Genomic DNA, 10628 nt, shown 5'->3' on the forward strand with positions numbered 1-10628 from the left:
CAGTGACGGATAATATGCCGCAGGTAAAGAGGCCAGAAACGAGGCAGATCACAAAAGCGTTATTGACGGTCCAGGCGCGCTACCTGCTGCGCCAGTTCGCTAAGACGGCGGGCCAGCGTGCTGCCGATGATTTTCTGCCCGGCGGGCGCGGTAGAAAAGCGCTCCACCAGCGTCACCGGCAGGCGTATCTTGCTCAGGCCTTCGCCCTCATGCGGCGCTTGCAGTAGCCAGTCAACGCTGCGCTCGCCGGCTTCTTTAAATGCCTGGCGCACGGTGGTCAACGGCGGGGAAAACCAGGCGCTGTCAGCGGTGTCATCATAACCCACCACCGAGATCTGCTCCGGCACAGCGATGCCTTTTTCCGCACAGGCGCGCAGCACTCCCAGCGCCATCTGATCATTGGCCACAAGAATGGCCTGCGGCGGCGGATTGGATGCCAGCAGAGCATGGGCTTTTTCATACCCGGAGGCCGCGCTCCAGTCACCCTGCGCGATGGCACAGGGCGTTAACCCAACCTGCTGTAGCACGGCCAGCCAGCCCGTAAAACGGGCGCGGGCCGAGACAGACGACGACGGGCCGCCGAGCAGCGCAATACGGCGATGCCCCTGTGCAAGCAGGTGCTCAACCCCCAGCCGCGCGCCCAGGCCAGCATCAAACACCAGCTGATTGACTTTTGCCGTGTCGCTGACATCTAAAAACAGGACCGGCGTGGGCTGTGCCTGAGCCGCCAGTTGCTCAGCCTGCGCATCCTCCAGCGGAACATTGACCAGTACGCCCGCGACACGTTGCGCCAGCAGCTCCTGCAATGCCGCCGAACAACTGGCGTCATCGTGCTGCTCAAGCATTGAGATAATCACGTTGGTGGCGGCTTTACCTGCGCGGGATTTTACCGCCGCGGCAATCTGTGACGGCGCATGCAACGCAAGGTCGGTGGTCAGTAGCCCGAGAGCCGGGCTGCGTTTTCCCGCCAGTTGCTGCGCGCCGCGATTTGGCACGTAATGTAACTCGGCCATCGCCGCCAGCACTTTTTCGCGGGTGCGGGCAGAGACATGGGCCGCCTCGTTAATCACGCGGGAGACGGTCTGATACGAAACGCCCGCGTAGCGTGCGACGTCGTAAAGCGTAATGGTTTTCATAAGTGTTCAGCCAGCAAGAGTGACGCATCAGTATACTGGCTTTGACTGTGAGCGCTTCATAAAAGATAACAAAGAAATAGCGACGAGCCAGAACGGCCCGTCGTAAACATCGTCCATAATGTATTGAGGTGGATGTGTCGAATAATTATAAAAGCAACGTCACATTTTTATGTGCAATTATAATGACAGTTACATGACAAATAATTTACTGCTGGCGTGGGATGGGGAATCCTTTAATAGAAATAATAAAGCTGCTTCCTTCTTTTTTAATTTTCGCCCCCGCATCACACCAGTCGGAAGCAATGCGAAAGAACTCATCGCTACCTATATTCCAGTCGAGTCGAACTTGTTTAACATAGCCGGATCGCAACATCTCGCAGGCTTCACCATAGTTGCGCGCTGTTGATAGCAGTTGTGGGTTCATTTTTTCTTCTTCAGAAGTTTGCGTAGACCTTTGATTTCTTTAGCGGTGAACGGCGCGGCACTCTCTTCTTCCGTATGTTGATTATCTATCTCGTGGCCCGAAACATCTGACTCTTCTACCGCCTGAAAGGCCAGCTGTAACAGCTTTTCTGTCGCCGTGCTTAAATTTTCATTATTGACTTCTGCATAGTGACGAAGTTGTTCTTTTAGCGCTGCATCAATTTTGACGTTTAAAATAGCACTGGTCATGATTATCCCTTTTTCTGCGAATAAGCATGCTAATTAATACACGAAGTTAAAGTTCCGATCCACCAATATATTTCAAAAATATAACAGCTTACTCATTCCCAGATTTACACTGCCTTATTATTATGACAAAAATATGAAGTTTATATGTTATATTTATGACAAATTTAATTAAACTGAATAAATTAATAGCACCAGCCAAATAATAGCTGGCGCAAATTTAAAGCTGGCAGGTTTCAGCTATTTCTCTGCCGCCACTCCTGGCGGGTCATTTCCCACAGCTCAGTATCCAGCTCACCGGCAACATACTCGCCTTTTTGCACACTCACCAGGCGCATGCCGCTGCGTGCAGACAGGTTTTTCGAACGCGTATTCGCCACCGCTTTCGGCGCCCGCAACACCTCGCGACCGAGCACGTTAAACCAGAAATCATTGACCACTGTACAGGCTTCGGTCATATATCCCTGCCCTTGCCATTCCGGGACCAGCCAGAAACCCCGGTTATTATCCGCCACATCCATCAGGCATATCACCCCGATTAATGTCTGCGCCTCTTCTTTGCGCCTTAGCGTCCAGTACCATCCTTTTCCTTCATCGCTCGCTGCCAGCGCCACATTATCAACATAATTTTGCGCCGCCCCCGGCGGGTACGGCCAGGGGACGCTGGCAATCAGGTAACGCACAATTTCCCAACGCGGAAAAACGCGCTGAATTTGCGCGGCATCTTCCGATGCCAGCGGTTTAAGGATCAAGCGTGCGGTTTCAAGTTCGGGTGTTTTCATCGGCATACGCTCCTGCTTATTATTTATACGCAGGATTGTTCGCTTTGCAATCATCCGTTTTTTCAATTGCTACCGGCCGTTTTTGACGAAACCACGGCAGGCACAACTGAATAAGCGGGCCGATAGCCAGAGCATACAGCACCGTACCGACGCCAAATGTGCCGCCCAGCAGCCAACCGGTCAGCAGTACCGACAGCTCAATTGCCGTTCTGACGCTTCGCACCGACCAGCCGGTACGCGCATTAATACCGGTCATCAACCCGTCGCGCGGCCCGGCGCCAAAACCGGCACCGATATACATCCCGGTGGCGATAGCATTCACCCCGATGGCAGATAACAGCAACACGCAGCGGCTGATGAATGAATCCAGCATCGGGATCAGTAACAGCGCAGCGTCGGCTGCCAGGCCAATAACGATGACATTGCTGATGGTGCCAAGCCCCGGACGCTGACGCAGCGGGATCCACAACAACAGCACCAGCGCACCGGTGAGGATCATGACCGTGCCAATATCCATCGCGAGCAGCTTCGCGACACCAAGGTGAAACACGTTCCACGGATCGGCACCCAGGTTCGCACGTACAAACATGGCGGTGGAAATACCGTACAGGCTCAGGCCAAGATAGAGTTGCAGCAATCGACGTAACATAGTTGTTCTCCGCGAGCAGGTGCTTCCATCTTTGCTGCAAATGGCTCTATGATTAATGTCCAGTTTTCAAATAGTGGACTGCTTATGTCATCCCGCCGTTTTGGTAGCCAGTCGCTGCAGCGCCTGTTAGGTCACTGGCAGCAATCTTCGTCACGCACGCCTTTGTGGCGACAGCTTGCCGATGCCCTGCGTTTGTTGATCCTTGATGGACGCGTGGCGCTGGATACGCGACTGCCCGGCGAGCGGGAACTGGCAGCCACGCTTGGCGTCAGCCGCACAACGGTTGCCAGCGCTCTCGGTCAGCTGCGCGACGAAGGCTATCTGGAAAGCCGCCACGGTAGCGGCTCGCGAGTGATCCTCCCCGATAGCCACAACGTGCCGACGCAAAGTACAGCCGGTGGCGCGCTGGATCTCTCCACCGCCGCGCTAACGGCAGGCCCGGCCATCCCGCAGGCTTATCGCTATGCCCTGTCGGCGATGACGCCGTGGTTATCGCAAACTGGCTATGGCCAGCTCGGTATCCTGCCGCTGCGCGAAGCGATTGCCGCGCGTTATTGCGAGCGCGGGCTGCCAACGCGCCCCGATGAAGTGATGGTCGTCAACGGGGCGCTGAGCGCTTTTGCATTAGTCTTGCGGATGCTGACCGGGCCGGGCGATCGCGTCGTGCTTGATAATCCAGCCTATCCGCTGGCAATTGCGGCAGTTCAGGGCGCGTCCTGTCGGCCCATTGGCGTATCGCTGCCGCAAAATGGCTGGGATACGGACGGTTTTGCCGCAACGCTTGCGCAGACCGCGCCGCGCCTGGCGTATCTGATGCCTGATTTTCACAACCCGACCGGGCGCTGTATGGATGCCGCGACCCGCGAGGCGATTACTGCAATAGCGGCACGAACCCGTACAACGCTTGTGGTGGATGAAACGATGGTCGATCTTTGGTACGACGCGCCACCGCCGCCACCGCTGGCGGCGTTCGATCCGCAGACGACGGTTATTACTCTCGGATCGGCGGGCAAAAGTTTCTGGGGAGGGCTGCGTTTAGGCTGGGTGCGCGCCTCATCGCGCACGATTGCCGCGCTGACACAAACACGCGATACGCTTGATTTAGGCTCGCCTCTGCTGGAGCAACTGGCAACACAGTGGCTGATTGAGCAGCGCGAAACATTTTTACCCGCCCACAGGCAAATGCTCAGGCAGCGCCGCGATCGCTGCGCCGAATTGATGCAGGCGCATTTTCCCGACTGGCGTTTTCAGATGCCGCAAGGTGGGCTGTCGTTCTGGGTGGAGCTGCCAAGGATGCTGGCAACACAGTTCGCCGCCAGGGCTGAAGCGTGCGGTATCCATCTTGGCACTGGCACGCGCTTTGGCCTCGCCGGTGCATTCGATCGCTTCCTGCGCATGCCATTTGCGCAGGAAACTGACGTGCTGGAGGATGCGCTGATAAGGCTCAAACCGCTGTGGGCGGCACTTCGCGAGACGCCGCTGCCGCCCAAACGCAGCGTCATCTAAAACATAACCGGTAATCCCAGCCCTTTTTTCACTTCATACAGGGTTTGCTGCGTCACCGCGTGGGCTTTTTGCGTGCCGGTCTTGAGGATAGCCAAAAGCATCTCCGGGTCGCGTATCAGTTCAGCGCGGCGGCGGCGAATCGGGGCCAGCAGCATTTGCAGGCACTCTTCCAGCGTATTTTTACAGCTGCGATCGCCAAGCCCGCCGCGCCGGTAATGCGCTTTCATTTCGGCGACTTTGGCTTTATCAGGATGAAAAGCATCGAGATAGGTAAAAACCACATTGCCTTCAATTTTACCTGGATCGGTTATTTTCAGGTGCGCGGGGTCGGTATACATCGCATGCACCGCACGATGAATTTCCGCTTCACTCGCCGAGAGCGGCAGCGCGTTGCCCAGGGATTTGGACATTTTGGCGTTACCATCCACGCCGGGCAGCCTGCCGGTATCGCTGAGAATGGCGCGACAAGGACGCAGCACAGGCGTGCCGGTCAGGGCGTTAAGCTTATGCACGATTTCATTGGTCTGTTCAATCATCGGTAACTGATCGTCGCCAACCGGCACGAGATCGGCCTGAAACGCCGTAATATCCGCAGCCTGGCTGACAGGGTAAACCATAAAACCGACCGGCAAGCTGCGGGTAAACCCTTTTTGTTCGATTTCATTTTTCACCGTCGGGTTACGTTCCAGGCGCGCCACGGTCACGATATTCATATACAGCATGGTCAACTCGGCAAGCGCAGGCAGCCCGGATTGCAGGCAAATCGTGGTTTTTAGCGGATCGATGCCAACCGCCAGATAATCCGCCATCACCTGCAAAATATTGCTGGCAACTTTTTCCGGGCGATGGCCGTTATCGGTTAATCCCTGCAGATCGGCCACCAGAATGGTCTGGGAATAGTCGTGCTGAAGTTTTACACGCCGGGCGAGCGAGCCAACATAGTGCCCAAGATGCAGTGGCCCTGTCGGGCGATCGCCGGTAAGAATGGTAGAGACGCTGTTCATTTTGCCTTCCAGTTTGAGTGAGAACAGTCGCCGGAGAGCAGAAACAAAAAACCGCCTTCCGGCGGCCTTAAATACGTTATAACAACACCAGGCCGCCTGTTAAGGCAGCCACCAACGTGCAATGCTAAGCGTTACGAAGGTGTGCTGATTCATAACCATGAAACTAACATAATGGCAGATAAAGAACAGCGCTATTTTGCCCCCATTACCGTTTATGCGATTTTTAGATAAAAAAGCTAAGGTTGATAGACGGTGCTACTTATCACAAGGTAAGGAGAGTCTATGTCGTCAAAACTACAGGCGCGTTGCCATTGCGGCGCAGTGGAGTTTACCGTTCAGCTGCTGGATGGTTTTAACACCGCCCAGCGTTGTAACTGCTCGTTTTGCCGGATGCGGGGCGCGGTTACCGTCTCTGCGCCATTGTCGGGTATTGAGGTGCTAAAGGGTAAAGAAAAACTGACGGAGTACCGTTTCAACACGAAGCAAGCCGTGCACTATTTCTGCTCGGTATGCGGCATTTATACCTTCCACCGTCGCCGCTCGAATCCAGAGCAGTACGGCGTCAACGTGGCCTGTATAGAAAATGTTTCGCCGTTTGATTTCCCCGAGATAAAGGTGTCGGATGGCATACATCATACGTCCGATGGCGGCAAAGGAGGCGTGGCCGGGTATCTGCGCTATGTTGCCAAATCATAATTTTGTTGCCGGAGAAGGCTGAGAATTCAAAAGGAGAGCAGAAATGGGTGGAGGCCCTGCCAGCTACATCCCGGCACACACGTCCTTTGCCCTGGCTGCTTCCTTCCGGACCTGACCTGGTGAACAAATTAGCGTTGCGGGAGAACCAACAGGGCCCCCATTGAGAGCGTTGTTAACCAACGCGCAGGCGCATTATCCCTGTCCCGAAGGCCAATTGCAAGCCGCGCCCGGACGGATGCTGGTTTATTGCGCAATCCCCTCTTCACAGCAGCCGAATCGCTGTTTATTCTGCCTTTTCCACTTTCAGGAAAGCATTATGGTTAAGGATTCTTTTCCGCAACGGGTCTGGCAAATTGTTGCAGCCATCCCGGAAGGCTATGTCACCACCTATGGCGATATCGCGAGGCTTGCCGGTTCGCCGCGCGCCGCACGGCAGGTCGGTGGCGTACTTAAACGCTTACCGCAAGGCAGCACGTTGCCCTGGCATCGGGTGGTGAACAGGCATGGCTGTATTTCCCTGACCGGACCGGACCTGCAGCGCCAGCGCCAGGCGCTTCTGGCCGAAGGGATTATGGTCTCGGGGAGTGGGCAAATCGATATGCAGCGCTACCGCTGGGTGTATTAGCGCGCCCTCTGCAGAGGGCGCGATATGATTAATACTGCGTTGGAGCCGGGGTTGCGGAAGAGGGGTTCACCTGCGTCGGCGAGGTTGACGGTACGGTTGTTGCCGCCCCACCACCCTGCTGCAACGGTATGGCTGTTTGCTGCACCGGCACCAGCGTCAGGTCAACTTTTGTGCCACCCTGGTTGATAACTGGCTGCACGTTATCGGTGATAAAGGTCAGTTTATCGTCAATGGTAATGGCCGCGCTTAACAATATGCGCGCATTCGGCTGCACATCCGCCGGGTTATAAGGCAGGACGTAGCTAAACGGTGGCTGTTTACCATTGGTACGCACGGCTTTTTGCGCAATCACTTTCGACGGTGCATTCGCCTGGGTTGCATCGGACACAGTCACGGTTAATACCGCATCAGGCGGCAGAGCAACTTTCTGGCGGATCCAGATTGACCCGGAAACATTAGGCTGCTGAATCGCCCCCTGGTTCACCGCCCCGGCCGTATTGGGATTTGGCGCTGGCGTAGGGATATCAGCGCTTTTCTGGGCGCAAGCAGACAGTGCGACCGCCACTGCTAAACCACTTAACATGTGCACAAATTTCATTGTGTTCTCCTTATCTTCTATGCACCGACAGAACTGTATCCTGCCAGTTTATGTGGTTGAACCATCGTAACGACACAAGTGTGGCACAAATCTGCGATATCTTCCTGCAACAGCCATTCTATTCAGAGTATTGCACCCCTCAGACCTGCGTGGTTTCCAGGTTATAATCAATAGATAATGCGCGGTGTCGCGCTTAGCTATTTGAGGAAATGTATGAGTCAGGCGCTAACAAATCTGCTGGCATTATTAAATCTGGAAAAAATTGAAGAAGGGCTGTTTCGCGGGCAGAGCGAAGATTTAGGCCTGCGTCAGGTGTTTGGCGGCCAGGTTGTGGGGCAAGCGCTGTACGCGGCCAAAGAGACCGTTCCCGCCGACCGGTTGGTGCATTCATTCCATAGCTATTTTTTGCGCCCCGGCGATAGCCAGAAACCGATTATTTATGATGTCGAAGTGCTGCGCGACGGTAACAGCTTCAGCGCCCGACGCGTGGCGGCGGTGCAAAACGGTAAACCGATTTTCTATATGACCGCCTCGTTTCAGGCTCCTGAACCGGGCTATGAGCATCAAAAAACCATGCCGTCGGCGCCTTCGCCGGACACGCTAAAATCTGAGACTGAAATTGCCCGCGACCTGTCGCATCTGCTGCCGCCACAGGTCAAAGAGAAATTTCTCTGCGATAAACCGCTGGAAATCCGCCCGGTATCGTTTCATAACCCGCTAAAAGGCCACGTTGCCGAGCCTGTGCGCCAGGTCTGGATACGCGCTAACGGCCCGGTGCCGGAGGATTTTCGCGTCCACCAGTACCTGCTTGGCTATGCGTCGGACTTTAATTTCCTGCCGGTGGCCCTCCAGCCGCACGGTGTAGGCTTCCTGGAGCAAGGAATGCAGGTCGCAACGATAGATCATTCGATGTGGTTCCATCGCCCGTTCAATATCAACGAGTGGCTGCTTTACAGTGTGGAAAGTACCTCAGCTTCCAGCGCGCGGGGCTTTGTGCGCGGTGAGTTCTACACCCAGGATGGCGTGCTGGTCGCCTCTACGGTGCAGGAAGGGGTTATGCGTAACCGCAACTAATACCTGTGGCAAAGCCTCCCGCAGGAGGCTTTGCTGTCGTTGAAATGAATCAGGCGTTGTAGGCGTTTTCGCCGTGGCTGTTCACATCCAGCCCTTCGCGCTCCTGCTCTTCCGGCACGCGCAGTCCGACCGTCATATCCGCCAGTTTGTAACCAATAAAGGCCACAACCCCGGACCAGACAATGGTGATGGCGATGCTTTCCAGTTGCACCAGCAGCTGATGGCCCATCGTCACGCCTTCTGCATAACCCACACCGCCGAGTGACGTCGAAGCAAAGATGCCGGTCAGGATACAGCCGACGATACCGCACACGCCATGCACGCCGAACACATCGCAAGGGTCGTCAACGCGCAGCAGGCGTTTCAGCGCCGTTACGCCCCACAACCCGGCAATCCCGGCAACCAGACCGACGATCAGCGCGCCACCGACACCCACGTAACCACACGCTGGGGTGATACCAACCAGACCGGCAATCGCGCCAGAACATGCGCCCAGCAGCGACGGCTTACCGCGCACGACCCACTCGCCAAATACCCAGGAGAGAATTGCCGCAGCCGTAGCGACCACCGTGTTGACGAACGCCAGCGCAGCGATTTCATTCGCAGAACCTGCAGAGCCTGCGTTAAAACCAAACCAGCCGACATAGAGGATCGCGGTACCGGTGAACACCATCGGCAGGTTATGCGGTTTAAACGCTTCTTTGCCAAAGCCCACGCGCTTGCCAATCAGGTAAGCGCCCACCAGACCGGCAATCGCGGCGTTGATATGCACTACGGTGCCGCCGGCAAAATCCAGCGCGCCATGCGCCGCCAGCAGACCACCGCCCCACACCATATGCGCAATCGGTACATAAGAGAGCGTCAGCCAGACCACCACGAAAATCAGTACCGCTGAGAAACGAATCCGCTCAGCCAGCGCCCCGACGATTAGCCCCACGGTAATGCAGGCAAAAGAGCCCTGGAAGGCGACATGAATATACTGATAGATGCTGCCCATCACGGCTGTCAGCTCAATATTTTTCAGCATCGCCCAGCTAAAATTACCGAAGAAGCTGTTGCCCTCGCCAAACGCCAGCGAGTAGCCATAGACCACCCACAAAATACAGACCATCGCGAAGGTGACGGCCACCTGGGTCAGCATTGAGAGGACGTTTTTACCGCGAATCAAACCACCGTAAAACAGCGCAATGCCCGGAATCGTCATAAAGAGCACCAGCGCGGTGCAGATCATCATAAAACCATTATCTGCTTTATCAGCAATGGCAGGTGCCGCCATCGCCAGGCCTGGCAACAGTGCCAGTGAAGCAATCGCTGTTTTTAATGTTTTGTTCTTCATCATTTCCATCCCTATTACTGTGTGGTCTGGTATTTACAGCGCCGCTTCGTCGGCTTCGCCGGTACGAATACGAATGACGCGTTGCAGCTCGGCAACGAAAATTTTGCCGTCGCCAATTTTTCCGGTGTAGGCCGCTTTGCTGATAACATCAATCACCTCATCAAGCTGATCGTCAGCAATCGCCACATCGATTTTTACTTTTGGCAGGAAATTGACGCTATATTCCGCACCGCGATACAGCTCCGCATGCCCTTTCTGACGCCCGAAGCCTTTCACTTCGGTTACGGTCAGCCCTTGAATACCAATGGAAGAGAGCGCTTCGCGCACATCTTCGAGTTTGAACGGCTTTATCACCACGGTAACCAGCTTCATAAATCCCCCTAAAGCAAAATGCGAAAATGGCGGCAACTAACACGAAGGGGATATTGCAAGCAGTGTGCCAAAAGTAAAAAAGCGGTGCCGCGTATGATACAGACAGGGGGAAAAGCATGGCTGGGCCGTGGATCGGACGTGCAGAAAAGAAAAACGCACCATGACAGTGCAGGGTGCGTTA

12 protein-coding genes, 1 other RNA gene and 1 pseudogene are annotated in these 10628 nt (G+C 55.2%); 4 read left to right on the top strand and 10 right to left on the bottom strand.

Annotation, left to right across the window (positions count from 1 at the left end):
* Window positions 1-59 precede the first annotated feature (59 nt).
* The 5 genes from ACTU3N_RS01200 to yczE form a co-directional block, all read right to left on the bottom strand.
* Window positions 60-1136: a LacI family DNA-binding transcriptional regulator gene (locus ACTU3N_RS01200; RefSeq protein WP_443084328.1), complete on the bottom strand. Its 1077-nt coding sequence runs from the start codon at window positions 1134-1136 to the stop codon at window positions 60-62.
* 205 nt (window positions 1137-1341) lie between these two features.
* Entirely contained in the window at window positions 1342-1560 is a 219-nt protein-coding gene (locus ACTU3N_RS01205) for a hypothetical protein (protein ID WP_443084329.1), read from the bottom strand.
* On the bottom strand, window positions 1557-1808 hold the full coding sequence (locus tag ACTU3N_RS01210; RefSeq protein ID WP_443084330.1) for a hypothetical protein: 252 nt from the start codon (window positions 1806-1808) through the stop codon (window positions 1557-1559). The genes ACTU3N_RS01205 and ACTU3N_RS01210 overlap by 4 nt, the downstream gene beginning before the upstream one ends.
* A 233-nt stretch (window positions 1809-2041) precedes the next feature.
* Window positions 2042-2587, bottom strand: coding sequence for a GNAT family N-acetyltransferase (locus tag ACTU3N_RS01215; RefSeq protein WP_443084331.1), 546 nt, complete (start codon window positions 2585-2587; stop codon window positions 2042-2044).
* A 19-nt stretch (window positions 2588-2606) separates the two neighbouring features.
* Window positions 2607-3236: a membrane protein YczE gene (yczE, locus tag ACTU3N_RS01220; RefSeq protein ID WP_443084332.1), complete on the bottom strand. Its 630-nt coding sequence runs from the start codon at window positions 3234-3236 to the stop codon at window positions 2607-2609.
* Window positions 3237-3320: 84 nt separating this feature from the next.
* On the opposite strand from yczE, the gene yczR reads away from it, so the two are divergent.
* Window positions 3321-4742: a MocR-like transcription factor YczR gene (gene yczR, locus ACTU3N_RS01225; RefSeq protein ID WP_443084333.1), complete on the top strand. Its 1422-nt coding sequence runs from the start codon at window positions 3321-3323 to the stop codon at window positions 4740-4742.
* Here the strand turns inward: yczR and trpS are convergent.
* Window positions 4739-5746 carry a tryptophan--tRNA ligase gene (trpS, locus tag ACTU3N_RS01230; RefSeq protein ID WP_443084334.1) on the bottom strand — a complete coding sequence of 336 codons (1008 nt, stop codon included), beginning with the start codon at window positions 5744-5746 and terminating at the stop codon, window positions 4739-4741. The genes yczR and trpS overlap by 4 nt on opposite strands.
* Window positions 5747-6028: 282 nt before the next feature.
* Here trpS and ACTU3N_RS01235 point away from each other — a divergent pair, with 282 nt between their 5' ends.
* Window positions 6029-6442: a GFA family protein gene (locus ACTU3N_RS01235; RefSeq protein ID WP_443084335.1), complete on the top strand. Its 414-nt coding sequence runs from the start codon at window positions 6029-6031 to the stop codon at window positions 6440-6442.
* Window positions 6443-6496: 54 nt separating this feature from the next.
* Here ACTU3N_RS01235 and ffs read toward each other — a convergent pair.
* An RNA gene (gene ffs / locus ACTU3N_RS01240) (signal recognition particle sRNA small type) lies at window positions 6497-6593 on the bottom strand.
* A gap of 171 nt (window positions 6594-6764) precedes the next feature.
* Between ffs and ACTU3N_RS01245 the strand changes: the two are divergent.
* Window positions 6765-7067: pseudogene (locus ACTU3N_RS01245) on the top strand (MGMT family protein); the annotation flags it as partial.
* A 28-nt stretch (window positions 7068-7095) separates the two neighbouring features.
* On the opposite strand, the gene ACTU3N_RS01250 reads toward ACTU3N_RS01245, so the two are convergent.
* The gene (locus ACTU3N_RS01250; RefSeq protein ID WP_443084336.1) at window positions 7096-7665 is read right to left on the bottom strand and encodes a YbaY family lipoprotein; all 570 of its coding nucleotides are present in this window, start codon (window positions 7663-7665) and stop codon (window positions 7096-7098) included.
* Between the two features lie 213 nt (window positions 7666-7878).
* Here ACTU3N_RS01250 and tesB point away from each other — a divergent pair, with 213 nt between their 5' ends.
* The gene (gene tesB / locus ACTU3N_RS01255) at window positions 7879-8739 is read left to right on the top strand and encodes an acyl-CoA thioesterase II (protein WP_443084337.1); all 861 of its coding nucleotides are present in this window, start codon (window positions 7879-7881) and stop codon (window positions 8737-8739) included.
* Between the two features lie 49 nt (window positions 8740-8788).
* Here the strand turns inward: tesB and amtB are convergent, their stop codons facing one another.
* Window positions 8789-10078 (bottom strand): ammonium transporter AmtB, encoded by a 1290-nt coding sequence (gene amtB / locus ACTU3N_RS01260; RefSeq protein ID WP_443084338.1) that lies wholly within the window; start codon window positions 10076-10078, stop codon window positions 8789-8791.
* Between the two features lie 30 nt (window positions 10079-10108).
* Entirely contained in the window at window positions 10109-10447 is a 339-nt protein-coding gene (glnK, locus tag ACTU3N_RS01265; protein WP_002891893.1) for a P-II family nitrogen regulator, read from the bottom strand.
* Between the last annotated feature and the right edge of the window lie 181 nt (window positions 10448-10628).

The organism is Vagococcus sp. WN89Y, from assembly GCF_052220145.1.
In the GTDB taxonomy this organism is placed as follows: Bacteria; Pseudomonadota; Gammaproteobacteria; order Enterobacterales; family Enterobacteriaceae; genus Kosakonia.

Bases quoted from the DNA above. Each gene is read 5' to 3' on its own strand.
- trpS (WP_443084334.1), bottom strand. From the start codon at position 5,746: ATGAACAGCGTCTCTACCATTCTTACCGGCGATCGCCCGACAGGGCCA.
- yczR (WP_443084333.1), top strand. From the start codon at position 3,321: ATGTCATCCCGCCGTTTTGGTAGCCAGTCGCTGCAGCGCCTGTTAGGT.
- ACTU3N_RS01210 (WP_443084330.1), bottom strand. From the start codon at position 1,808: ATGACCAGTGCTATTTTAAACGTCAAAATTGATGCAGCGCTAAAAGAA.
- ACTU3N_RS01205 (WP_443084329.1), bottom strand. From the start codon at position 1,560: ATGAACCCACAACTGCTATCAACAGCGCGCAACTATGGTGAAGCCTGC.
- yczE (WP_443084332.1), bottom strand. From the start codon at position 3,236: ATGTTACGTCGATTGCTGCAACTCTATCTTGGCCTGAGCCTGTACGGT.
- ACTU3N_RS01215 (WP_443084331.1), bottom strand. From the start codon at position 2,587: ATGAAAACACCCGAACTTGAAACCGCACGCTTGATCCTTAAACCGCTG.
- ACTU3N_RS01200 (WP_443084328.1), bottom strand. From the start codon at position 1,136: ATGAAAACCATTACGCTTTACGACGTCGCACGCTACGCGGGCGTTTCG.
- tesB (WP_443084337.1), top strand. From the start codon at position 7,879: ATGAGTCAGGCGCTAACAAATCTGCTGGCATTATTAAATCTGGAAAAA.
- ACTU3N_RS01235 (WP_443084335.1), top strand. From the start codon at position 6,029: ATGTCGTCAAAACTACAGGCGCGTTGCCATTGCGGCGCAGTGGAGTTT.
- ACTU3N_RS01250 (WP_443084336.1), bottom strand. From the start codon at position 7,665: ATGAAATTTGTGCACATGTTAAGTGGTTTAGCAGTGGCGGTCGCACTG.
- glnK (WP_002891893.1), bottom strand. From the start codon at position 10,447: ATGAAGCTGGTTACCGTGGTGATAAAGCCGTTCAAACTCGAAGATGTG.
- amtB (WP_443084338.1), bottom strand. From the start codon at position 10,078: ATGATGAAGAACAAAACATTAAAAACAGCGATTGCTTCACTGGCACTG.